Origin of the sequence: Devosia submarina, assembly GCF_003056345.1 — a bacterium.
Lineage (GTDB): Bacteria > Pseudomonadota > Alphaproteobacteria > Rhizobiales > Devosiaceae > Devosia > Devosia submarina.
The window spans coordinates 66,072-87,584 of the sequence record NZ_PYWB01000010.1; the positions used below are offsets into that span (position 1 = coordinate 66,072).

General features: G+C 62.2%; 22 protein-coding genes. 13 read left to right on the top strand and 9 right to left on the bottom strand.

Going from position 1 to position 21,513, the window contains the following annotated elements; translation table 11 throughout:
• The first annotated feature begins 53 nt into the window (after positions 1–53).
• Positions 54–713: a TetR/AcrR family transcriptional regulator gene (locus tag DDE77_RS15650; protein ID WP_108398424.1), complete on the top strand. Its 660-nt coding sequence runs from the start codon at positions 54–56 to the stop codon at positions 711–713.
• Here the strand turns inward: DDE77_RS15650 and DDE77_RS15655 are convergent.
• The gene (locus DDE77_RS15655; RefSeq protein WP_170116539.1) at positions 710–1,630 is read right to left on the bottom strand and encodes a LysR family transcriptional regulator; all 921 of its coding nucleotides are present in this window, start codon (positions 1,628–1,630) and stop codon (positions 710–712) included. The two genes, DDE77_RS15650 and DDE77_RS15655, sit on opposite strands and share 4 nt — an antisense overlap.
• Before the next feature lie 452 nt (positions 1,631–2,082).
• Here DDE77_RS15655 and DDE77_RS15665 point away from each other — a divergent pair, with 452 nt between their 5' ends.
• The 6 genes from DDE77_RS15665 to DDE77_RS15690 all read left to right on the top strand — a co-directional run bounded on the left by DDE77_RS15665 (position 2,083) and on the right by DDE77_RS15690 (position 8,438).
• Positions 2,083–3,375, top strand: coding sequence for an ABC transporter substrate-binding protein (locus tag DDE77_RS15665; RefSeq protein ID WP_108398427.1), 1,293 nt, complete (start codon positions 2,083–2,085; stop codon positions 3,373–3,375).
• Between the two features lie 57 nt (positions 3,376–3,432).
• Positions 3,433–4,383: a carbohydrate ABC transporter permease gene (locus DDE77_RS15670; protein WP_108398428.1), complete on the top strand. Its 951-nt coding sequence runs from the start codon at positions 3,433–3,435 to the stop codon at positions 4,381–4,383.
• Positions 4,384–4,486: 103 nt separating this feature from the next.
• Positions 4,487–5,260 (top strand): carbohydrate ABC transporter permease, encoded by a 774-nt coding sequence (locus DDE77_RS15675; protein ID WP_245895327.1) that lies wholly within the window; start codon positions 4,487–4,489, stop codon positions 5,258–5,260.
• A gap of 4 nt (positions 5,261–5,264) precedes the next feature.
• The gene (locus DDE77_RS15680; protein ID WP_108398430.1) at positions 5,265–6,284 is read left to right on the top strand and encodes a Gfo/Idh/MocA family protein; all 1,020 of its coding nucleotides are present in this window, start codon (positions 5,265–5,267) and stop codon (positions 6,282–6,284) included.
• Entirely contained in the window at positions 6,281–7,366 is a 1,086-nt protein-coding gene (locus DDE77_RS15685) for a Gfo/Idh/MocA family protein (RefSeq protein ID WP_108398431.1), read from the top strand. Before DDE77_RS15680 ends, DDE77_RS15685 begins: the two co-directional genes overlap by 4 nt.
• A gap of 13 nt (positions 7,367–7,379) precedes the next feature.
• On the top strand, positions 7,380–8,438 hold the full coding sequence (locus tag DDE77_RS15690) for an ABC transporter ATP-binding protein (protein ID WP_108398432.1): 1,059 nt from the start codon (positions 7,380–7,382) through the stop codon (positions 8,436–8,438).
• A gap of 473 nt (positions 8,439–8,911) precedes the next feature.
• Here the strand turns inward: DDE77_RS15690 and DDE77_RS15695 are convergent, their stop codons facing one another.
• Positions 8,912–9,202, bottom strand: a complete 291-nt coding sequence (locus tag DDE77_RS15695; RefSeq protein WP_108398471.1) for a DUF2188 domain-containing protein — start codon at positions 9,200–9,202, stop codon at positions 8,912–8,914.
• 125 nt (positions 9,203–9,327) lie between these two features.
• Here DDE77_RS15695 and DDE77_RS15700 point away from each other — a divergent pair, with 125 nt between their 5' ends.
• Positions 9,328–10,446: an NAD(P)-binding domain-containing protein gene (locus tag DDE77_RS15700; protein ID WP_108398433.1), complete on the top strand. Its 1,119-nt coding sequence runs from the start codon at positions 9,328–9,330 to the stop codon at positions 10,444–10,446.
• A 147-nt stretch (positions 10,447–10,593) separates the two neighbouring features.
• Here the strand turns inward: DDE77_RS15700 and DDE77_RS15705 are convergent, their stop codons facing one another.
• Positions 10,594–11,631 (bottom strand): aldo/keto reductase, encoded by a 1,038-nt coding sequence (locus DDE77_RS15705; RefSeq protein ID WP_108398472.1) that lies wholly within the window; start codon positions 11,629–11,631, stop codon positions 10,594–10,596.
• Positions 11,632–11,714: 83 nt separating this feature from the next.
• Here DDE77_RS15705 and trhO point away from each other — a divergent pair, with 83 nt between their 5' ends.
• Positions 11,715–12,734 carry an oxygen-dependent tRNA uridine(34) hydroxylase TrhO gene (trhO, locus tag DDE77_RS15710; protein WP_108398473.1) on the top strand — a complete coding sequence of 340 codons (1,020 nt, stop codon included), beginning with the start codon at positions 11,715–11,717 and terminating at the stop codon, positions 12,732–12,734.
• A gap of 24 nt (positions 12,735–12,758) precedes the next feature.
• On the opposite strand, the gene DDE77_RS15715 is transcribed toward trhO, so the two are convergent.
• The gene (locus DDE77_RS15715; protein ID WP_157959882.1) at positions 12,759–13,106 is read right to left on the bottom strand and encodes an integration host factor subunit alpha; all 348 of its coding nucleotides are present in this window, start codon (positions 13,104–13,106) and stop codon (positions 12,759–12,761) included.
• A gap of 191 nt (positions 13,107–13,297) precedes the next feature.
• Between DDE77_RS15715 and rirA the strand changes: the two genes are divergently transcribed.
• Both rirA and DDE77_RS15725 read left to right on the top strand, forming a co-directional pair.
• Positions 13,298–13,759 (top strand): iron-responsive transcriptional regulator RirA, encoded by a 462-nt coding sequence (rirA, locus tag DDE77_RS15720; protein WP_108398435.1) that lies wholly within the window; start codon positions 13,298–13,300, stop codon positions 13,757–13,759.
• A gap of 93 nt (positions 13,760–13,852) precedes the next feature.
• Positions 13,853–15,667 carry an ABC-F family ATP-binding cassette domain-containing protein gene (locus DDE77_RS15725; RefSeq protein WP_108398436.1) on the top strand — a complete coding sequence of 605 codons (1,815 nt, stop codon included), beginning with the start codon at positions 13,853–13,855 and terminating at the stop codon, positions 15,665–15,667.
• Here DDE77_RS15725 and DDE77_RS15730 read toward each other — a convergent pair.
• On the bottom strand, positions 15,664–16,722 hold the full coding sequence (locus tag DDE77_RS15730; RefSeq protein WP_245895321.1) for a LacI family transcriptional regulator: 1,059 nt from the start codon (positions 16,720–16,722) through the stop codon (positions 15,664–15,666). The two genes, DDE77_RS15725 and DDE77_RS15730, sit on opposite strands and share 4 nt — an antisense overlap.
• 503 nt (positions 16,723–17,225) lie before the next feature.
• On the opposite strand from DDE77_RS15730, the gene DDE77_RS15735 reads away from it, so the two are divergent.
• Entirely contained in the window at positions 17,226–17,447 is a 222-nt protein-coding gene (locus tag DDE77_RS15735) for a hypothetical protein (RefSeq protein WP_108398437.1), read from the top strand.
• 39 nt (positions 17,448–17,486) lie between these two features.
• Here the strand turns inward: DDE77_RS15735 and DDE77_RS15740 are convergent, their stop codons facing one another.
• The 4 genes from DDE77_RS15740 to DDE77_RS15755 are packed head-to-tail and all read right to left on the bottom strand — an operon-like array spanning position 17,487 to position 20,128.
• Positions 17,487–17,681, bottom strand: a complete 195-nt coding sequence (locus DDE77_RS15740) for a hypothetical protein (protein ID WP_108398438.1) — start codon at positions 17,679–17,681, stop codon at positions 17,487–17,489.
• 57 nt (positions 17,682–17,738) lie between these two features.
• The gene (gene phnN / locus DDE77_RS15745; protein WP_108398439.1) at positions 17,739–18,308 is read right to left on the bottom strand and encodes a phosphonate metabolism protein/1,5-bisphosphokinase (PRPP-forming) PhnN; all 570 of its coding nucleotides are present in this window, start codon (positions 18,306–18,308) and stop codon (positions 17,739–17,741) included.
• Positions 18,309–19,439, bottom strand: coding sequence for an alpha-D-ribose 1-methylphosphonate 5-triphosphate diphosphatase (locus DDE77_RS15750; RefSeq protein WP_108398440.1), 1,131 nt, complete (start codon positions 19,437–19,439; stop codon positions 18,309–18,311).
• Positions 19,436–20,128: a DUF1045 domain-containing protein gene (locus DDE77_RS15755; protein WP_108398441.1), complete on the bottom strand. Its 693-nt coding sequence runs from the start codon at positions 20,126–20,128 to the stop codon at positions 19,436–19,438. The genes DDE77_RS15750 and DDE77_RS15755 overlap by 4 nt, the downstream gene beginning before the upstream one ends.
• A 112-nt stretch (positions 20,129–20,240) precedes the next feature.
• Between DDE77_RS15755 and DDE77_RS15760 the strand changes: the two genes are divergently transcribed.
• Positions 20,241–21,494 (top strand): glycerate kinase type-2 family protein, encoded by a 1,254-nt coding sequence (locus DDE77_RS15760; RefSeq protein WP_108398442.1) that lies wholly within the window; start codon positions 20,241–20,243, stop codon positions 21,492–21,494.
• Positions 21,495–21,513 lie beyond the last annotated feature (19 nt).

Sequence of the window (21,513 nt, forward strand, 5' to 3'; positions counted from 1 at the left end):
TGCTATTTCAGGGGCGACATGCCGGTAACCGTCGGGTTCGCATGTGAGGGAATATGGACCAGCTTGCAGACCAGTCATCTCAGCCCAAGCGGGCCCGCAATGCGGAGCGCACCAAGGCGGCGATCCTGGAGGCGGGCCGGGCAGAATTCGCCGAACGGGGCTTTGAAGGCGCGCGGGTGGATGCCATTGCGGCTCTGGCCGGGGCCAATAAGCGGCTGCTTTACCATTATTTCGGCAACAAGGAGGACCTTTACCGGGCGGTCCTGCTCGATGCCTATCAGGAAATCCGTCGTGGCGAGCGGGCGCTGTCGCTCGATCAATATGGTCCGGTGGAAGCCATGGATCGGCTGGTGCGCTTCACCTTTCGCCATTTCCTGGCCAATCCCTGGTTTCCGCGCCTCCTCGGTACGGAAAACATCGAAAATGCGCGGTTCCTGAAAACCCTGCCCGATATCCAGGCGCTCCATTCGCCCCTCGTTGGGCAGATCACCACGATTGTGGATCGCGGCGCCGATGCGGGTACTTTTCGCCGCGATGTGGACCCGGTCCAGCTTTACATTTCCATTGCCGCCCTGGGCTTTTTCTATGTGTCCAACATGGCGACGCTTTCGGTGATCTTTGCGCGCGATCTTTCGGGCGTGGCCATGCTGCAGGAGCGGGAGGCGCAGGCCGTGCAGATGGTGCTCGATTACCTCCGCACCAAGCCGAGCTAGACCGGCTCAAGCACGCTGGGCGCCTTGGCGCGGATCGCCTCGATCAGTTCAACCATGCGCTCGTCATCGGCGCGCTCCTGCAGCACATAGATGCCCACAATACTTTGACGCGTGGGCTCGGTGACCTCTATGCGCTTGAGGCCGCGCCGGCCGAACTCGGCTTCCATCACATCGGTATGGCCAAGCACGGCATCGCTGCGTTCCACATAGTCGAGGCATGCCGCCAGGGAATTGGACGCAAAGGCATAGCGGCCTCCGTCGAATGGGGCGCTGGCCGCAGTGGTGCGGCTCCAGGTTTCAAAGAAGCGCTGATGACGAATTTCGGGCAGCGATGAGGTCACTGCCGGAAAGGCCTCGATTTCGCTGAGCGATCGTGGCCGGCTCAGGAGCGGATGGCCCGGGCGCACGAAATAGCCCTGTTCCACCCGGCCCAGGGCGATGAAGCGGGCGCCCGTGCTCCGGTTTAGCCCTTCGATCTCGTGGGCGATAAACAGGGAAATATCACCGCTGAGCAGCTGGTCCATGCAGCGCAGCTGATTGCCCAGGCTCACATGGATGCGTGCCTTGCCATAGCGCTTGGCATAATCGAGCACGAGATCGCGGATAAACAGGGTCCACCACGAATAGCCTGTGCCGATCCGCAAGCCCTGTTCGGTGCGGCCGCGCTGGTCGGCGAGGGCGCTCAGCGTGTTGTCATAAAGGCGGCGCATGAGGCGCCCGTTCTGGTAGAGCGTTTCGCCATATTCGGTGAGCTCGACGCCGCGCGATGTTCGCACCAGGAGCGGCACGCCCAGATTTTCCTCAAGCTTGCGCATGTTGAAGGTGAGGGTGGGCTGGGTCACAAAAAGCGCTGTGGCAGCACCGGTGATGCTGCCCGCCTCGGCCACGGCGAGAAATTGGGTAAGAAGCTTGTCCATCAAATGCCTTGGCATAGAAGAAATCTATAGCTGAGATGATATTTCGTATTGTTCTTTTGATCCAGACTGCGCCACCATTGCGTGAACACAACAAGGATGCTGGCCAACAGCACCAAGGATCGCTGTTCCGAATGGAAAGCGGCGGGGACAAACGAGGAGATTTCAGAGGCACTTAGCAAGGTGGAGGACGCGGTCCGAGGGCTATTCTCGGCTGCCTTTATCTTCCATACAAGTTCGTTGCGCAGCTTCGAATCCCTGTGCTATGCCGTAACCAGCCAGTTAAATGCACAATTGGTGGGGCAGGCAGTCAGCGCAGAGCACTGAACGGCGGTCTTGACAACCAAGGGCAAGTGCGGCTGCAATGTAACTGATTGGTGACTTAGCGGTGGAGAGGCCGTGGTCGCCGCGTCCGGCAGAATGCTGGGCAACAAAGTTCAATGGGAGGAAAATCCATGACTATTCGTGTCGATCGTCGCAAATTCCTGATGGGCAGCACCGCGCTTGCGGCCGCCGGCGCTATGGGCGTCATGCCGGCTTGGGCGCAAAGCGAAGATCTGCGCCTGATCTTCTGGGGTGGCCAGGCCCGTGCCGACCGCACCAACAAGGTGACCGATCTGTTTGAGCAGGCCAAGGGCGGCAGCGTTCAGAGCGAGTTCCTCGCCTGGAACGATTACTGGCCGAAGCTCGCGACCCAGACCGCCGGCGGCAATGCCCCGGACGTGATCCAGATGGACTATCGCTACATCGTTGAATACGCCAAGCGTAACGCGATTGCCCCGCTTGACGAATTCGTGGGCGGCGCGCTGCAGCTGGCCGATTTTGACCAGGACCAGCTCGAGGGCGGCAAGGTCGACGGCAAGCTTTATGGCATTTCGCTGGGCGCCAATTCGGTGGCCATGCTGATGAACGTCACGGCCTTCGAGGAAGCCGGCATCGAGCCGCCGACCAATGATTGGACCTATGACGACATCATGACCATGGGCGAAGCCTTCAAGGCCGCCAATGTGCGTGGCGGCATGAAGCTGATTGCCGACGGCTCCTACAACGAACCCATGCTCAACAACTGGCTGCGCCAGAAGGGCAAGGAACTCTACACTGCTGACGGAAAGCTCGCCTTCGAGGAAGCCGACATGGTGGAATGGTTTAAGCTCTGGCAGACCATGCGTGATGCCGGGGTCTGCGTTGCTCCCGACGAGCAGGCGCTTGATACGGGCCCGCTGGAATCAACCATGCTGGTTTCGGGCAAGGCGGCATTGCTGCCGGCCAACTCCAACCAGCTCGTGGCCTTCCAGGCCATCATGCAGGACAAGGTCGACATGGTTGGCCATCCCCGCATTGCGCCCGGCGCCGGTGGCGGTCACTATCGCAAGCCGTCCATGTTCTTCTCGGTGGCCGCTTCCTCGGCCAACAAGGAGCGCGCGGCCGAGTTCCTCAACTTCTTTATCTCGGACCCCGAGGCGGCCAAGATTCTCGATGTCGAGCGCGGCATTCCCTGCCTGCCTTCCACGCGCGACGTCGTGGCGCCGATCCTGGACGAGCAGAACCTGATCGCGCTCAACTTCGTGTCCAATCTGGGCGACCTGCTTGGGCCGCTACCCCCGCCACCACCAGCCGCTGCTGGCGAAATCGATCTCTCGCTGCTGCGCGTGATCGGCCAGGAAGTGGGCTTTGGTGCCCGCACGCCGGAAGACGGCGCGGCCTATTTCGTGTCCGAGGCCACCGCGATCCTGGAACGCGCTGCCTAATCAAACCTTCCCGCGCGCCTCTCCCCGGGGCGCGCGGCCTCCGGCCACTTCAAGGATATGACCATGGCAGTTCAAACGGTCAGCCCCGCCGATCTCTCCCCTCCGGCAAAGCAAACCAGCCTCTGGTCGCGCATCTGGCACAATGATGCACCGGGCTATCTGTTTCTCCTGCCCTGGCTTGTCGGCTTTTTGGGCCTGACCATCGGGCCGATGGTCACCTCGCTCTATCTCAGCTTCACCGATTTCGACCTTCTCACCGCGCCTGAATGGGTGGGTGCCAACAATTACATCCGCATGCTCACCAACGACCCCAAATTCTGGACGTCGATGCGCGTGACCATGTTCTTCGTGATCTTCTCGGTGCCGCTCAAGCTCGCCTTTGCGCTGGCTGTTGCCATGCTGCTCAATCGCGGCATTCGCGGGCTGCCGCTTTATCGCGCGCTGTTCTACCTGCCATCGCTGCTGGGCGCTTCGGTCGCCATCGCCATTTTGTGGCGGCAGATTTTTGCCGGTGACGGCCTGGTCAACAAATTCCTTGCCATGTTCGGCATTATCGGGCCGAGCTGGATTTCCAACCCCAATTACTCGCTCTGGACGCTGATCGTGCTGTCCATCTGGCAGTTCGGCTCGCCCATGATCATTTTTCTGGCCGGGCTCCGTCAGATCCCGCAGGACATGTATGAAGCGGCAAGCCTTGATGGCGCTTCGAAATGGCGGCAGTTCGTCAAGATCACGCTGCCGCTGCTCACGCCCGTCGTGTTCTTCAACGCCATTATCCAGACCATTGAAGCCTTCAAGAGCTTCACCCCCGCCTTCATCATCTCGGGCGGCACGGGCAATCCGATCAATTCGACGCTGTTCTACACGCTCTACCTCTATCAGGAGGCCTTCGGCTTCTTCCGCATGGGCTATGCCTCGGCACTGGCCTGGGTGCTGCTGGCGCTGGTGGGGGTGTTCACGGCCTTCTCGTTCCTGACCTCCAAATATTGGGTGCACTACGATGACTGATGCTCCCGCCGGTTTGACCGTAGTCAATGGCAGCGTGTCCCCCGCACGTAAGCGGATCACGACCATACTGATCCACGCAGCGCTCCTGGGCGCCTCGATCCTGATGCTCTATCCGCTCCTCTGGATGCTGGCGGCCTCGTTTCGCCCGGAAAACGAGATCTTCACCTCGGCCAGCATCATCCCGTCATCGTGGAGCATCGATTCCTATATTCGCGGCTGGAATGGCCTGCGCACCAGCTTTGGCGTCTTTTTCACCAATAGCTTCATCATCTCTATCCTGAGCGTGTGCGGCAATGTCCTGGCCTGTTCCATGGCGGCCTTTGCCTTTGCGCGCCTGCAGTTCCGCGGCCGGAATTTCTGGTTCGCCATGATGCTGATGACGCTGATGCTGCCCTATCAGGTGACGCTGATCCCCCAATATGTGCTGTTCCGTCAGCTGGGGTGGGTCAACACCTTCCTGCCGCTGGTGGTGCCGAAATTTCTCGCCGCCGACGGGTTCTTTATCTTCCTCATGGTGCAGTTCTTCCGTGGCCTGCCCAAGGAATTGGATGAAGCGGCGCAAATGGACGGCTGCTCGCCCTGGCGCATCTATTGGAAGATCGTCATGCCGCTTTCGCTGCCAGTTTTGGCGACGGCTGCCATCTTCACCTTCATCTGGACCTGGGACGATTTCTTCGGGCCGCTGATCTATCTCAGCGAAATGCGCCAATACACGGTGATGCTGGGCCTGCGCACCTTCACAGACTCCACGGGCACGTCGGACTATGGGGGATTGTTCGCCATGAGCGTGCTCAGCCTTGTGCCGATCTTCCTTTTCTTCCTCTTCTTCCAGCGCTTGCTGATCGAAGGCATCGCGACCACCGGAATGAAACGCTAGACCTATGACCGACTTGAAATTTGCTGCCATCGGCATCAACCACAGCCACATCTATGGACAGGTGGAGTGCCTCAAGCGCGCCGGCGCCCAGTTCGTCGCCTTCCATGCGGTGGAAGACGATCTGGCCGCTGCCTTCTCGCAGAAGTTTCCCGAAGCCCGGCGCGTTGCCGAGGCGCGGGAAATCCTTGAAGACGAGACGATTGCCATCATCACGACGGCCGCCATTCCGGCTGACCGCGCGGCGATTTCGATTGCTGCGATGCAACATGGCAAGGATGTTTTGTCCGACAAGCCGGGCATGACCACATTCGCGCAGCTCGAAGAGATCAAGCGTGTGCAGCGGGAAACCGGCCGCATCTATGGCGTGCTTTATTCCGAGCATTTCGAAGTGCGCGCCACGGTGGAAGCCGGCAATTTGATTGCGCAGGGCGCCATCGGCAAGGTGATCAATACGGTGGGCCTTGGCCCCCACGCCATCCGCAACAACCAGCGTCCGGACTGGTTCTTCACCCGCGAGCGCTATGGCGGCATCCTGTGCGATATCGCCAGCCACCAGTTCGAGCAGTTCCTGTTTTTCTCCAACGCCATGGATGCCGAGATCGTTTCGGCAAGCGTCGCCAACCGTGGCAATCCGGACAAGCCGGGCCTGCAGGATGTGGGCGACACGCACCTCAAGACGGCTGATACTACGGGGTATATCCGCGTGGACTGGTTCACCCCGCAGGGCCTGCCCACCTGGGGCGACGGGCGCCTCACGATCCTGGGCACGGAAGGCTATATCGAGCTGCGCAAATACATCGATATTGCTGGCAAGCCGGGCGAGAACCACCTCTTCATCGTGAACAAGGAGGGCCCGCGCCACATCGATTGTTCGAACGTCGACCTGCCGTTTGGTCGGCAATTCCTCGATGATGTCAGAAACCGGACGGAAACGGCCATGCCGCAGGAGCGGTGCTTCAATGCCATGAAACTGGCTTTGACGGCGCAACAAATGGCGGAACGCGGCACGGAGTGGGCACAATGAGCAAGATCTTGAACGTCGCCATCATCGGTGTCGGCATCGGCCGCAGCCATATCGTGGAGGGCTACCAACCCAATTCCGACAAATACAGGGTGCTGGCGCTATGCGACCTTAATGTCGAGCGCATGACGCCGATAGCCGATGAATTTGGCGTCGAGCGGCGGCTGACCGATTTCGATGAGGTCCTTGGGATGGAGGATATCGACGTGGTCGACATCTGCACGCCCCCAGGGCTTCACTATCCCATGGTGATGGCGGCGCTGAAGGCCGGCAAGCACGTGATCTGTGAAAAGCCGCTGGTCGGCTCGCTCCAGCAGGTCGATGACGTGATCGCCCAAGAAAAGATCAGCAAGGGCAAGCTGATGCCCGTGTTCCAGTACCGGTTCGGCGACGGCATTGAGCAGGCCAAGGCCATCATCGACGCTGGCATCGCCGGCAAGCCATTCGTGGGCACGGTGGAAACCATGTGGCGCCGCGGGCCCGACTATTACGCCGTGCCATGGCGCGGCAAATGGGCGACCGAATTGGGTGGCGTGCTGATGACCCATGCCATCCACCAGCATGATCTCTTCACCTACCTCATGGGCGATGTGTCGCGCCTGTTTGGCCGTGTTGCCACCCGCGTCAACGATATCGAGGTGGAAGATTGCGTCACGGCTAGCCTCGAGCTCGCCAATGGCGCGCTGGGCAGCTTTACCGCGACCCTGGGCGCTGCCGAAGAAGTCACCCGGCTGTTCTTGACCTTCGAGAATGTCACCTTCGAAAGCGATTACGAGCCCTACAACCCAGGCAACAAGCCCTGGCGCATCCAGCCGCGCAACCCGGAAACTGCTGCAAAGATCGAGGCATTGCTCAAGGACTGGAAGCATGTGCCCTCGCGCTTTCAGACGCAGATGGCACGCTTCCACGACGCCTTGATGGGCACTGCACCCATGCCGGTCACATCAGCAGATTCCCGCCGGGCACTGGAAATCGTAACGGCATTCTACCATTCCTCCACCACGCATGAAGACGTGGCGCTGCCCATTCCCGCCGACCATCCGCGCTACCAGAGCTGGGTTCCACCCCAGTTCCGCGCCGCCTGAGGAGTTTGAGTTCATGGCCACACCGATCGAGCTGCGCAAGATTGTCAAAGCCTATGGCGACGTGGAGGTGATTCACGGCATCGACCTCACCATCGACCCCGGTGATTTCACCGTCTTTGTGGGGCCGTCGGGGTGCGGGAAATCGACGCTTCTGCGCATGATTGCTGGGCTCGAGCCGATTTCGGGCGGCGATCTGCTGATCGACGGGCAGCGCATGAACGAAGTGCCAGCGGCACGCCGTGGCATTGCCATGGTGTTCCAGAGCTATGCGCTTTACCCGCACATGAACGTCTACCAGAATTTGGCATTCGGGCTGGAAACGGCGAAAGTGCCCAAGGACGAGATCAAGGTCCGCGTGCAGCGCGCGGCCGAGATCCTGCAGATTGTGCCGCTGCTGCAGCGCAAGCCCAAGCAGCTTTCGGGCGGGCAGCGGCAGCGCGTCGCCATCGGGCGCGCCATCGTGCGCGAGCCCAAGATCTTCCTGTTCGACGAGCCGCTGTCCAACCTTGACGCCGAGCTGCGCGTGCAGATGCGCGTGGAGATCGCGAAGCTCCACAACGATTTGGGTAACACCATGATCTATGTGACACACGACCAGGTGGAGGCCATGACCATGGCCGACAAGATCGTGGTGCTGCGCCTAGGCGTCATCGAGCAGGCTGGCGCGCCGCTGGAGCTCTACAACAATCCGCGCAACCTCTTTGTCGCGGGCTTCATCGGCTCGCCCAAGATGAATTTCTTGAAGGCCGCGCCAGCGGGTGGGGGGTTGCAGGTGGCGGGCGGTACATTGACGCTGCCGCGCAACATGGCCGGCGCGGTGACGCTGGGCATCCGCCCGGAGCACATCAGCATCGCCGATGGCAGCGGCACCAAGCTCGCCGATGTGCGGGTGGATCTGGTGGAAAGCCTGGGTGGGCAGACCGTGGTTTATGCCACGACGAGCGACGGGCAGGCGCTGACCATTGTGCTCGAAGGGCAGCGGCGGTTCGAGCTGGGGTCGACCGTGCAGGCGTTTATCGATCCGGCACGCGTGCATCTGTTTGATGCCGAAGGGGTGGCGATCCCTGGCTAGTTCGCTGCTTCCCCCAGCACCTCAGGATGGATTCCGGCTCAGGCCGGGGGTGGGGCTAGGCTGGTAGAAGGCACAGAATCTGCAGTCGACACCCTACCCCTTGCGGGGAGGGATCAAGGGTGGGGGAGCTGCGTCTGCAGCTCGCACCAGAGCTTAGGGTTCGACATACACTCAGCACCCCCACCCTGGCCCTCCCCGCAAGGGGGAGGGTGACATCGCGTATGCGGGCTGGTTCTTTGCTCGCCTGCCAAGGCTTGGGCTGGAATATCAGTAGACCTCATGGTGAGCTTGTCGAACCACGAGGTCGTGGCACGGGCTCCACTCGGGCGGCCTCGTGGTTCGACAGGCTCACCATGAGGCCTCTGGGGCATGGCGCTAAGGCCATCGGGTGCGCTAGGCGCCGCGCTCAATGACAGCACCGACCCCCACCTTGGCCCTCTCCGCAAGGGTGAGGGGGTGCATCGTGGCCGCACTCAGGTTGGATGGGCTTCAACCTTGCCGGCTTCGTCGGACTCGTCATCGAGATGGTCTTCCACATCGGTATCGGGCCGATCGCCGCCGTCGGCGAGCTCTTCGTGCCATTTGCCGTCGGCGTCCTGGTAAAGGATAGCGTCGGTTTCGCCGGCGAGGCGCTGGCGCTCGGCTGCGGCGACGGCGGCTTCGTGGGCGGCTTCGTGGGTGGGGTAGGTTTCGGAAAAAACGTCACCGACCTTGTAGGCGAAGCCGCCATCATGCTGGACGACGTCATAGGTTACATGCGCCATTATAGTCTCCTTGTTGGCGGCAAAACGCCCCTTGGCGCCGAGAAGTTGCGTCGTGCCGGTGGCGACAGCCTCACTTGTTCGCCGCCGCGGGCTCACCTACATGCCTTGGGTGAAACGGGACTGACATGGCGGACATTGGCAAGGCACGCGTCGCGCTCAAGCTCGACATAGCGGTGATCGGCGCGGGGCAGGCGGGGCTGAGCGCGGCCTATCATCTCAAGCGCGCGGGTCTTGAGCCGGGCGAGGATTTCCTGGTGCTCGATGGCGCGCCAAAGCCCGGGGGCGCCTGGCAATATCGTTGGCCGTCACTGACGTTGTCCACCGTAAACCGCGTGCATGATCTCCCCGGCATGAGCTTTGCCGAGAATGCTGGCGGCGATGCGAGCGTCCGCGCTTCGGTAGCGGTGCCCCATTATTTCGAGGCTTATGAGCAGCATTTCGGGCTCAAGGTCTTGCGCCCGGCCAATGTCCGCCTGGTGAGCGACCGGGGCGAGCGGCTGCGGGTGGAATCCGATCGCGGTTTGTTCAGCGTGCGCGGGCTGATCAATGCCACCGGCACCTGGGAGCGGCCGTATATTCCGGATTATCCTGGTGCAGCGAGCTTTTTGGGCCAGCAATTGCACACGCGTGATTATCAGACGGCCGACCAGTTCCGGGGCAGGCACGTCTTGGTGGTGGGGGGCGGGATTTCCGCTGTTCAGCTGCTCGACGAAATATCGCAGGTGACGCGCACCTCTTGGGTCACGCGCACACCACCGCGCTTTCGCGAGGGACCGTTCGATGAGGAAGCGGGCCGGGCAGCAGTCGCCATGGTGGAGGAACGGGTGCGCGCGGGATTGCCGCCGCGCTCGGTGGTGTCGGTCACGGGGCTGCCGGTGACGCCCGCCATTGAGGCCATGCGCGAGCGCGGCGTGCTGGAGCGGCAGCCCATGTTCGAGAGCATTGCAGCCGAGGGTGTGCGCTGGAGCGATGGGCGGGCGCTCGAGGTCGATGTGATCCTGTGGTGCACCGGGTTCCGCTCGGCGCTCGATCACCTCGCGCCACTTGGGCTGCGCCAGCCTTCGGGCGGGATCACCATGACGGGGCGGCTCGCGACGCAGGTGGCGCGTGATCCGCGTATTCACCTGGTGGGTTATGGGCCGTCGGCATCCACCATCGGGGCGAACCGGGCGGGGAGCGCTGCGGCGCGGGAGTTGCTGGGGTTTTTGGCTTCTAAGGAGGCCTTAAAGGAAGCGGAGGGATAGGCTCTTGCGTGGGTCCGATGCCTCAGTCGACACCTCCCCCTCGTGAGGGGGAGGATCAAGGTGGGGGTTGGTTGAGCTGGCATCGGGGCTCTCGGACCCCCACCCAACCTCCCCCTGGGAGGGGGAGGGCACACCGGTGGCCGAGCCTTACCGCAGCCAGCCCTGGGGGCGGGGCTGGAGGTCCATCTGGCCGCCGGCGGTAGCTTCGTTGATGGCGAGGATTTCTTCGGGCGTCAGATCGAGATTGTTGAGGACGCCCAGATTGTCCTTGAGCTGGTCGAGATTACGCACGCCGATCAGCGCCGACGTCATCTCGGGACGGCGCAGCACCCAGGAGAGGGCCAGTTGCACCATGGATTGCCCACGGGCACGGGCGATCTCGCCGACTTTATCGACAGCTTCAAGGACACGTGGCTCGATATGGCTGGCGCGCAGCGAGCCGTTCGGGTTTTCCCCGCGCGTGCCTTGCGTCTTGCCGGTGTTGTATTTGCCGGACAGCACGCCCTGCGCGAGGGGCGAAAAGGCGATGACGCCGATGCCAAGCTCGCCACACGCATCGATGGTGCGGTCGTTTTCGATCCAGCGGTTGATCATGGAATAGCTGGGTTGATGGATCGTGGTGGCGACGCCCATTTCCTTCAGAAGGCGGTAGGCCTCGCGCGTTTCCTTTTCGGGGTAGGAGGAAATGCCTACATATAATGCCTTCCCCTGCCGCACGGCATGGGCGAGCGCACCCATGGTTTCCTCGAGCGGAGTTTCGGGGTCAAAGCGGTGGGAGTAAAAGATGTCGACATAGTCGAGCCCCATGCGCCGGAGCGACTGGTCAAGGCTCGCCAGAAGGTATTTCCGGCTGCCGAACTCCCCATAGGGACCCGGCCACATATTGTAGCCGGCCTTGGTGGAGATGATGAGCTCGTCGCGATAGGGGCGGAAATCGCGGGCCATGACCTGCCCGAACAGCTCTTCGGAGGAGCCGGCTGGCGGGCCGTAATTGTTGGCGAGGTCGAAATGGGTGATGCCATTGTCGAAGGCATGGCCCAGGATTTCCATGGCGGAAGGATAATCGCGCGTGCCGCCGAAATTCTGCCACAGGCCCAGGCTGATCACGGGGAGCTTGAGTCCCGAGCGGCCGGAGCGGCGATATTGCATGGTGTCATAGCGTGACGTATCGGCCCGATAGGTCATGGCATCCTCCAACGATTTCTCGATTTGGCCGCAGGGGCGGCAAATGATATGAGCCGAGGCCAATGACCCGACTGCGTGATGTTATGACCCCCAATCTGCCCCAAGCCAAAGAGCCATACAAGGTCATGGCGATCTATAAATTTGCCGATCTGCCCGATGCCGAGCTGATCCAGCCGGCGCTGGCCAAGCTGTGCTGCGCCAAGGGGATCAAGGGCACGCTGATCCTGGCGCCCGAGGGCATCAATGGCACAGTTGCGGGCACGGCTGAGGCGATCGATGCACTGGCGGCGGAGCTGTTTGGCGGCGCCCTGTTCGGCGAGCGGCTCGCTGGGGCGGAGGTAAAATATTCCACGGCTGAAACCATGCCGTTCCTCCGCATGAAGGTGCGGCTCAAAAGCGAGATCGTGACCTTGCGCGCGCCCGAGGCTAACCCGGCCAAGCAGGTGGGGACCTATGTCGAGCCGGAGGACTGGAATGCGCTGATCGAGCGCAATGACGTGGTGCTCGTCGATACGCGCAACGATTACGAAGTGGGGCTGGGGACCTTCCAGCGGGCGCTGGATCCGGCGACAAAGACGTTCACCGAGTTCAAGGACTATGTGGAAGCAAACCTCGACCCTCAGCGGGACCGGAAGGTCGCCATGTTCTGCACCGGGGGGATCCGCTGCGAAAAGGCGTCCTCGTACCTCCTGAGCAAGGGGTTCGAGGAAGTGTTCCACCTCAAGGGGGGGATCCTTAAATATCTCGAGACGGTGCCGGAAAGCGAAAGCCGCTTTGCCGGGGAATGCTTTGTGTTCGACGAGCGCGTGTCGGTGGGACACGGGCTGGTGGAGGGCGATGCGACGCTCTGCCGGGCCTGCCGCCATCCGCTGACGGCAGCGGATCGCGCTGATCCAGCGTTCCACGAAGGCGTCTCTTGCCCCTATTGCGCCGGGGAAGCCGACAAGCACGCGGCAGCGGCCGAACGGCAGCGGCAGATGGATCTGGCCAAGCAGCGCGGCCTGGCGCATCTGGGTGATGAGGCTGCGGCGCTGGCGCAGGAGCGCAAGCGGCAAAAGCGGGCGCAGGCCGAGGCTTCCCGCCTGCGGAACAAGGCGGGCTAGAGCTCGCTGCCTATTGCTTTGCGCCTAGGGCGCGGTGGGTGCGCTCGCGGGATTTTCGGCCATTTGGGCGGCACGCATCTGCGTCAGGGGCTCAAGGCTCTTGCGCAGCTGGGCCCCGGGGGTGAACACCACGGTATGGCGCGGGGAAATCGTGTGCTCGCTGCCGGTGCGCGGATTGCGGCCGATGCGCTCGGCGCGGGCGCGGACCTGCAAGGACCCAAAGCCCGTGAGCTTGACGTTTTCGCCGGCCATCAGGGCGGCGCCCATCAGCGCGAACATGGAATCGGCGATGGCCGAAATGTCCGCCTTGCTCAAACCGGTTTTTGCTGCTGCGACTTCTGTTAGCCCTGCGCGTGTGATTGTGTTGCTCATCTTGCGTGCCCCCATGCAAGCCTCAAGTGATAAGAAGAGATTAACACAGAGTCCAGAGCAGCTCTCGCTCAAAGTTGAACGCGCGGTTCAGCTTATGTTTGACATTTCTTAGAATGATTATAATTTGGCGGTCAACCGAACGGCGCTGACGCCGCCGTTTGCCCCCGTGCTGCAGCGACAAGGCCACCCAAGTGAGACTGACCCGCCAATCGAACTATGCCATCCGCACACTGGTTTATTGCGCGGTCAATGAGCCGGGCCTGAGCCGGGTCGCCGATATTGCCAAGGCCTACAATATTTCCGAGCTTTTTCTGTTCAAGCTGATCAAGCCGCTGGTGGAAAACGGCCTGCTGGCGACGGTGCGCGGCCGCCATGGCGGCATCAAGCTGGGCAAGGCGGCCGAAGACATCACGCTGCTCGACACCATCCGGCTCACGGAAGAAAATTTCGCCCTCGCCGAATGCTTCGAAGATGGCGCCGATTGCCCGCTGATCGGGGAATGCGATCTCAACGGGGCCCTGCGCGAGGCGCTGGGTGCATTCTTTGAAGTGCTGGCGAGCTACACCATCGCCGATCTTGCCAGCAAGAAGCGCTCGATTCGCGATCGTCTGGGCCTTTCGACCCTGGAAGCGGTAATGGAGCCGCTGCACTAAAGGGCGTTTCTTTTCGAGCCATCCGGGCGGGTAGGGGCCTTCATGCCCCCACTCGCCTTTTCTTTGTCCCTTGCCTGTGATTTATCCGCGCCCATGGCTGCAGCTCCTCTTCTTACGCTTCAAAATATCCAGCTCACCTTTGGCGGCACGCGCCTGCTCGAGGGGGCCGAACTGATCGTGTCACCCGGCCAGCGCATTGCGCTGGTGGGCCGCAATGGCTCGGGCAAATCGACCCTGCTCAAGATCGCCTCGGGCGAAGTGGCTTATGATGCCGGCCTGCGGTTCGTTGAGCCCAGCGCCACGCTGCGCTACCTGCCGCAGGAGCCCGATCTTTCGGCCTATGCAACGACACTGGAATATGTGGAGGCAGGGCTTGGGCCCGGCGATGACGAATATCGCGCGCAATATCTGCTGAGCTCGCTTGGCCTTAACGGCACCGAAGACCCCAAGAAGCTTTCGGGCGGCGAGGGACGGCGTGCCGCGCTGGCGCGGGTGCTGGCGCCCAAGCCCGATATTCTGCTCCTGGACGAGCCCACCAACCACCTTGATCTCCCCGTGATCGAATGGCTGCAGTCCGAACTGGATTCCCTGCGCTCGGCCATGGTGCTGATCAGCCACGATCGCCGCTTCCTGTCCGACCTCACGCGTTCCACCGTCTGGCTCGACCGCGGTGTGACCCGCCGCCTCGACAAGGGCTTTGGTGCCTTTGAAGCCTGGCGCGACCAGGTGCTCGAGGAAGAAGAGCGCGACCGGCACAAGCTCGACCGCCAGATCGTGCGCGAGGAGCATTGGGTGCGCTATGGCGTGACCGCCCGGCGCAAGCGCAATGTGGGTCGCATGGAGCGACTGGCCAATCTGCGCCAGGACCGGCGCGAGCAGCGCCGCGTCACCGGCTCGGTCAACATGCAGGTTTCCGAAGGCCGTACTTCCGGCGCGCTGGTGGTGGAAGCGGAAAATATCTCCAAGCGCTTCGGCGATCGGGTGATCGTGGAGGATTTCTCGACCCGCGTCCTGCGCGGCGACCGGATCGGCATTGTGGGGCCCAATGGTGCGGGCAAGACGACGCTGATCAAGATGCTGACGGGAACACTCGCGCCTGACACTGGCACGGTCAAGCTCGGCTCGGCACTGGAATTGGCCATGCTCGACCAGGGTCGAGCCAAATTGCACCCCGAAACGCGCCTCAAGGAAGCCCTGACCGGGGGCGGCTCCGATACGCTCCAGATCAACGGCCAGCCCAAGCATGTGGTTGGCTACATGAAGGACTTCCTGTTCAACCCCGAACAGGCCAATACCCCCATCGGCAAGCTATCGGGTGGCGAGCGGGCCCGTGTGGCCCTGGCGCGTGCCTTGTCCTTGCCATCCAACTTCCTGGTGCTGGACGAGCCGACCAACGATCTTGATCTTGAAACGCTCGACCTGCTCGAGGAGATGGTGTCCGAATATGCCGGCACGGTGATTGTGGTCAGCCACGACCGTGACTTCCTGGATCGTGTCGCGACCTCGATCATCATCGCCGAGGGCAATGGCGAGTGGACCGAATATGCCGGTGGCTATTCCGACATGGTGATCCAGCGCGGAGAGGGCGTGCAGGCCCGCGCCGCTGCCAAGGCCCATCGCCCCGGCAAGACGACGATGGCCCCGATTGCCGCGCCGGCATCTCAGCCCAAGCGCAAGATGTCATTCAAGGAAAAGCACGCCCTTGAAACGCTGCCCAAGGAGATCGAAAAGCTCGAAGCCGAGATCCGCCAGATCAATGCGGAACTGGCTCAGGGCGATCTTTACAGCAAGGACCCGGATGGTTTTGCGCGCAAGTCGAAGGCCCTGATGGCAGCCGAGGCCAAGCGGGCGGCGGCCGAGGAGCAGTGGCTGGAACTCGAAATGCTGCGCGAGGAAATCGAGGGCTAGTCTTGCCCGTCCTGCCAGGTGAACTGGGGCTGGGCCAAATGCTGCAGCCCAGCCGGTTCCGCCCCGCCAATGCGCGCCATCAAGAGGCGTCCCATCTGCCGGCCCGCGTCCACGAAATCCTCGGGCACGGTTTCCGCCCCCGTCTTGAACTGGGCAAACATGGGGCTCGCTTGCTTGCTGATCACATGGGATGAAATGCCTACCGGCCTGCCGGCCTCGTTGAGCCCGCCGATCACGGCCAGGGCCGAAACTTCGGACGCACAGACCCAGCCATCGGGCCCGTCCGGGCGCTTGGAGCGCTTGATCACGTAATTGCGGATCGCATCGGTCGGGCTTTGGAGCGTTACATCTCCGGCAAATTCATGGGCGATGCCTGCTTCCGATGCAGCCCGCGCCATGCCGTTCTTGAGATGGTCGGTATAGGTCAGCGCACTTTCGGGCAGGACGATGGAAACCTTTTTGCAGCCTTTTTGCGCGAGGCGCCGGACCGCGCCATAGGCATAAGCCTCGTTGTCGAAATCGACGAACGGATGCGCCTCGGGCCAGCGGCTGCGCCCATGGCTCACAAAGGGGAAATTGTTGTCGAGCAGGAAGCGGATACGTTCGTCAAAGCTTTCCGCCTTGGAAAAGATCACGCCATCCGCCATGCGATTGCGCACAATGTGCCGGATCGGCTCCATGGGCGACACATTGCGGAACAGGGGCGTGATCACGAGATGGTAGGCCGTGTCGCGCATGGCCTCGGTCAGACCCGCCACGATGGACGTGCCAAAGCCATAGATCTGCTCGTCGGGCTCGAGCACAAGGGAAACCACATTGGTGCGGCCCGTCTTGAGGCGCAGGGCGGCGCGATCGGGCGAATAGCCGATTTCGGCGGCAATCTTCTGGACACGGTCGCGCGTGTCCTGGGAAAGCTCGGGCGCATTGTTGAGCGCACGTGAGATCGTGGTCACGTTGAGGCCGGTCATCTGCGCAATGGTCTTCAGCGTCGGCTTGCCGGATGGCTTGATGCCGCGCTTGCCCGTGCTTCCGGGCAGATCCTCGGACACTGTCACTATTCCCCTCCACCCCGATCTGTTCCAGGGCGCTTGTTTAAAGAGGACATCACCAGATTGTGGCCTCAAAAACAAGCACCGAGGCTCCTCAGGGCTCCCGCGTGGCAGGAAGATGGGCCCGGCGCTTAACGGAATGATCCCAAAGTTGAGTATGGTTTTTTCTTTTTTTCGCGCATCTTGTTGTTTGCAGCGCTAGCAATCAGCCACGAACGCGCCTATCTTGCCTCTACATCGCCAACTGCCGATGTTTCTGATCGTCAACCAGCAGGAAAGGAATGAAGATGACATCATCTATCCCATTCACCATCCATGCAAGTTGCACGCTCGTACGTACCCACAAGCCCGTCAGCAAACGCTGGCAAGGGATTTGTCGCAACAAACGAATGTGACCACCGTCACACCATCGTCTTCAAGTTTCGATAAAACCCCAGCGTTGTCGGCCCGACAGAGCATTCCATGCCTGTCGCCATAGCCGTCCTGACGCGCAAGTGGAGATTCCACAAATGCAGGAAAACAATATCAGCCGGGCCAAGGCCCAGAGGCCCATCGTGATCGAGGTGGGGGGCGAGCCACAGGGCGTGGTCGTGCCCCATGCCGAAGGCTTCCGGTTCCTTGCGGTCAAGCTGCCGGCCTTTGCCATTGATGGGCAGCACTTCCCATCAATTGAAAAGGCTCACCTTGCTGCCTCGCAAGCCGTTCGCGACCACGGAACTGGCGCGGCATAAAGGGGCGAGGCGCCCAGGCCTCGCTCACCCCAGGCTTTTCTAGTCGTCATTGGTGGAATTGAGATCCTGCGGCCGCTTGCCTTCGGCGGGTGGCGCGGGCTCGGCCATGGCATTCTGGACGGCCTCGGCAATGGCCTCCACGTCGGCGCCTTCTATGCCTTGCCGCTGCAATTCCCGGCTTACGGCATCCGCTATGCTGACAAGGCGGGCATTGGGGCCATCCACGATCGTCATTGCTTGATCATCCTTTGCTGCTTTTGTTTGGGGAGAACGCCCGCACGCAAAGGCGGTTCAATCCTGGGCGGCAATGGCGCGCAGGGCCATGACAAAGGCGGTGACGCCAATGGCGAGCGAGCCCGAATTATCGATGATGATGGGCTCAATCCCGGAAGGGACGGCGGCACTCTCGCGCGCAAGCCGGGAGGTGATCTGATCGGCATTTTCCCGGCCCCGCTTGCGCAGGCGCTCGGCGCGGCACGAGATTTCGGCGGTGATCAGGATCACGGCGCAGGATGGATATTTGCGGCAGGCCTCGGCCACCACATGGCGCGAAACATTGGCAACGACGACCCGGCCCAGCGCAAGATCGGTATCGACGCTGATCGGCAAGGCGTAGCGCAGCTCATGGGCGTCCCAGGCCAAGGCGAAGCGGCCAGCGGCCTCGTTTTCGCGGAACGCCTGGAGGTCCATGCTGTCATGGTCTTCCACATCCAGGGCGGCGGGGCGCGTGACGATGCGGCGCACAAAGGTGAAGCGCTTGTCATTGGCAAGGGCCTGCCGGGCGCCACCGATCAGCGTGTCCTTGCCGACCCCGGAGGGGCCTACCACCAGCACCAATGATCCCAGTGGACGGCTTAGCAATCAGCTGACCCTTTTTCCCTGCCGCCACACGCCGCGCACCACGGGCAAATCCTCTACCATGCTGACCCGGACCAGATCGGCCCGCTTGCCAATGGCGATCTCGCCCCGGTCATGAAGGCCCGCGGCCTCCGCAGGATTGATCGACACGGTCGCCAAGGCTGCCGGCAAGGCAATCTCCTCGATTCGAGCCGGCATGGCAAAGGCTGCTTGCAGCAGCGCATAGGGCACGTAATCGGAGCTCAGGATGTCGAGCAGCCCTGCCCGGACAAGGTCGGTGGCCGAAATATTGCCCGAATGGGATTTGCCGCGCACCACATTGGGAGCGCCCATGAGGATGGCAAGGCCCGCATCATGGGCGGCGGCGGCGGCTTCAAGCGTCGTCGGGAATTCGGCAATGGCGACCTTGTCGCGCACCGATTCGTCCACCTGCTCAATGGTGGAATCGTCGTGGCTGGCAAGCGCCAGGCCAAGCTCCTGCGCGCGCCGCACGATATGGGCGCGGTGGGGCTGGGAATAGCGCGCCTGATCGCCCAGGCGATCGCTGATATAGCGCTCGAGTTCTTCTTCGGTGCGACCGGTCTTGTAGAAGCGCCGGTAGGCTTCAAGCGAGCGAAACTGCCGCTGGCCGGGCGTGTGGTCCATCATGGAGGCCAGTTTCACCAGCGGCTGGACGGCATAGGTGTCGAACTGGCCGATGACGTCATGGGCGGGCAATTCGCAGCGCAGATGCACGAAATGCTCGGCCCTGAGCCACCCGCCCGCGCTGCCCTCGGCTATGGCGCCGGTGAGCTTGTCGACATGGACAGCCATGTTGGGCGTGTCGGGATCCGAGCCGATGCGAACGGCGTCAAATACGGTGGTGATGCCCGAGGCTGCAATCTGCGCGTCATGGGCGTGAAGGGCGGCAAGTGGGTTCCAGAAGACGCCAGGGCGGGGGCGATAATGGCCCTCCAGCTGGTCGGTATGCAGTTCCACAAGGCCGGGGATCAGGAAATCGCCTCCGAAATCCTCGCCCTGGGTCGAGGTTCCGGGCTCGATTGCAGTGATCATGCCATCCTGGGCCAGGACGCTGCCCGTTATGACCTCGTCGCGCAGGACGATGCGGGCATTGCGGAACGCAACTGGGCTCATGAGGCGCGGCCCAGCTTGAAATCGGCAATGCGGCGGAAGGGCTTTCCTGTGTCCGCTTCATGGAAAAGGGACAGGCGATCGAGCACCAGGGGCTCTTCGAGAACCGGGGTGAACCAGGTCTGCGCCGCCTGGGTGATCTCGGCGAGGTCCTCGTCAGCCAGCTTGTCGGTCAGGGTCATGTGGAAGCGGAACTCTTCAAAGACATAAGGATAGCCATAACCATCAAGCAGTTCGATCTGCCGCTCGGAGAGCCCCTTGCCGATCCGCGCTTCGCGATCCTTCATGCTCATGGGCGCGCGAAAGGGGTCGAACTGTTCCACCACATGGGCGGCAAAATCCTGAAGGCGCTCATTATCGTCCACAAGAAGCGCGAGAAAACCACCAAGCGAGGCGAGGCGCGGCTTGCCCAGATCGATGGGCTCGTGCTGGCCGGAAAATTGGGTGAGCGCCTCGCGCAGCTCGGCTTCCGAAGTGCCTTCCGCCAGTGCCATGGGAGCCTTGAGCGTGGCGTGAAAGCCGTAGCGATTGGCCGACTGGGTGAGATTGAGAAGCCGGTCGCGATCGATCCCGGCCACCGTGCCGCTCAACAATTCGCCATTGCTCGGATCGCGCCCCAGCCAGGTCGCAGCCCTTTCCCACAGATTGCTGCTGGCGGATGGGGCGAAATAGATGGCGAATCGTTCTGTCATCGGAACTCCTTGGCGCCTGCCGCTAGCCCTTGGGTGTGTCGATGGTTTGACACCGGGGCGGCTTCAATGCTGGCTAACGCTGCAAACACAGAATCGCAAGCCGGGAGAATGCATGGACCGCGACCTGCTCGAAAAGATGTTTCACGCAGCCGTGGCGCAAGCCCAGCCAGCCTTGGCCGTTCGCCAGCACCTGCCCGGCAAGCCCAAGGGGCGCACGATCGTGATCGGCGCCGGCAAGGCTTCGGCGCAAATGGCGCGGGCGCTGGAAGAGGCCTGGGCCGGGCCGCTCACCGGGCTTGTGGTGACACGCTATGGTTATGGCGAAACTTGCGAGCACATCGAGATCGTGGAAGCCGCCCATCCCGTGCCCGATGAAGCGGGGTTTCTGGCCGCGCGGCGGATGATGGAAATGGTATCGGGGCTCAGCGCGGACGATCTGGTGATCGCGCTAATTTCGGGGGGTGGTTCAGCGCTGTTGCCGGCACCGGCGCCGGGGCTCACCTTTGACGACGAGCAGGCGATCAATCGGGCGCTTCTGGCCTCGGGTGCGCCGATCGGCGTCATGAACCTGCTTCGCAATCAATTCTCGACCATCAAGGGCGGAAGGCTCGCGGCGCAATGCGCTCCGGCAAGGGTTGCAACGCTTGTGGTATCGGATGTGCCGGGAGATGATCCGGCGCTGGTGGCGTCGGGCCCCACCATTCCCCTCGGTGGGTCGCGCGAACTGGCGCGCAAATACGCAACGCTCTATCGGCTCAACCTGCCGCCGCACGCCCATGCCCTGCTCGTCGGCGAGGATAATCTGGCGCCAACGCCCGATGATGCGGTGTTCCGCGGGAACAGCGTCCGGACCATCGCCTCGGCGGCCCTGTCGCTGGACGCTGCGGCAAAATTGGCGCGGGAGGCGGGGCTTGAAGCCGCGATCCTTTCGGACTCCGTGGAAGGCGAAGCCCGGGACGTGGGGCAGGTCCATGCGGCGCTGGCGCGCGAAGTGGCCATGCGCAATCGGCCGTTCCGCAAGCCCGCCGTGCTGCTTTCGGGCGGGGAAACCACGGTGACGCTGCGCGGCAAGGGCCGGGGCGGGCGCAATGGGGAGTTCCTGCTGGCACTCGCCATCGCTATTGACGGGCTGGAAGGCATTTCGGCCCTGGCCGCCGACACGGACGGCATTGACGGCTCGGAAAACAATGCCGGAGCCTTTGCCGATGGCCAGACGGCCACAAGGCTGCGCAAGGCTGGGATCGACCCGCTGGCGGCGCTCGGTGCGAATGACGCCTATGGGGCGTTTGAAGCAATCGGGGATTTGCTGGTCACCGGCCCCACCGGCACCAATGTGAACGACTTCCGCGCCATTATCGTGCGCTAGAATAAATCATACAATTTGG

Excerpts from the sequence above, each read along its gene's own strand:
- DDE77_RS15650 (WP_108398424.1), top strand. The coding sequence starts at position 54 with ATGGACCAGCTTGCAGACCAGTCATCTCAGCCCAAGCGGGCCCGCAAT.
- DDE77_RS15655 (WP_170116539.1), bottom strand. The coding sequence starts at position 1,630 with ATGGACAAGCTTCTTACCCAATTTCTCGCCGTGGCCGAGGCGGGCAGC.
- DDE77_RS15665 (WP_108398427.1), top strand. The coding sequence starts at position 2,083 with ATGACTATTCGTGTCGATCGTCGCAAATTCCTGATGGGCAGCACCGCG.
- DDE77_RS15670 (WP_108398428.1), top strand. The coding sequence starts at position 3,433 with ATGACCATGGCAGTTCAAACGGTCAGCCCCGCCGATCTCTCCCCTCCG.
- DDE77_RS15675 (WP_245895327.1), top strand. The coding sequence starts at position 4,487 with ATGCTCTATCCGCTCCTCTGGATGCTGGCGGCCTCGTTTCGCCCGGAA.
- DDE77_RS15680 (WP_108398430.1), top strand. The coding sequence starts at position 5,265 with ATGACCGACTTGAAATTTGCTGCCATCGGCATCAACCACAGCCACATC.
- DDE77_RS15685 (WP_108398431.1), top strand. The coding sequence starts at position 6,281 with ATGAGCAAGATCTTGAACGTCGCCATCATCGGTGTCGGCATCGGCCGC.
- DDE77_RS15690 (WP_108398432.1), top strand. The coding sequence starts at position 7,380 with ATGGCCACACCGATCGAGCTGCGCAAGATTGTCAAAGCCTATGGCGAC.
- DDE77_RS15695 (WP_108398471.1), bottom strand. The coding sequence starts at position 9,202 with ATGGCGCATGTAACCTATGACGTCGTCCAGCATGATGGCGGCTTCGCC.
- DDE77_RS15700 (WP_108398433.1), top strand. The coding sequence starts at position 9,328 with ATGGCGGACATTGGCAAGGCACGCGTCGCGCTCAAGCTCGACATAGCG.
- DDE77_RS15705 (WP_108398472.1), bottom strand. The coding sequence starts at position 11,631 with ATGACCTATCGGGCCGATACGTCACGCTATGACACCATGCAATATCGC.
- trhO (WP_108398473.1), top strand. The coding sequence starts at position 11,715 with ATGACCCCCAATCTGCCCCAAGCCAAAGAGCCATACAAGGTCATGGCG.
- DDE77_RS15715 (WP_157959882.1), bottom strand. The coding sequence starts at position 13,106 with ATGAGCAACACAATCACACGCGCAGGGCTAACAGAAGTCGCAGCAGCA.
- DDE77_RS15725 (WP_108398436.1), top strand. The coding sequence starts at position 13,853 with ATGGCTGCAGCTCCTCTTCTTACGCTTCAAAATATCCAGCTCACCTTT.
- DDE77_RS15735 (WP_108398437.1), top strand. The coding sequence starts at position 17,226 with ATGCAGGAAAACAATATCAGCCGGGCCAAGGCCCAGAGGCCCATCGTG.
- DDE77_RS15740 (WP_108398438.1), bottom strand. The coding sequence starts at position 17,681 with ATGACGATCGTGGATGGCCCCAATGCCCGCCTTGTCAGCATAGCGGAT.
- DDE77_RS15750 (WP_108398440.1), bottom strand. The coding sequence starts at position 19,439 with ATGAGCCCAGTTGCGTTCCGCAATGCCCGCATCGTCCTGCGCGACGAG.
- DDE77_RS15755 (WP_108398441.1), bottom strand. The coding sequence starts at position 20,128 with ATGACAGAACGATTCGCCATCTATTTCGCCCCATCCGCCAGCAGCAAT.
- DDE77_RS15760 (WP_108398442.1), top strand. The coding sequence starts at position 20,241 with ATGGACCGCGACCTGCTCGAAAAGATGTTTCACGCAGCCGTGGCGCAA.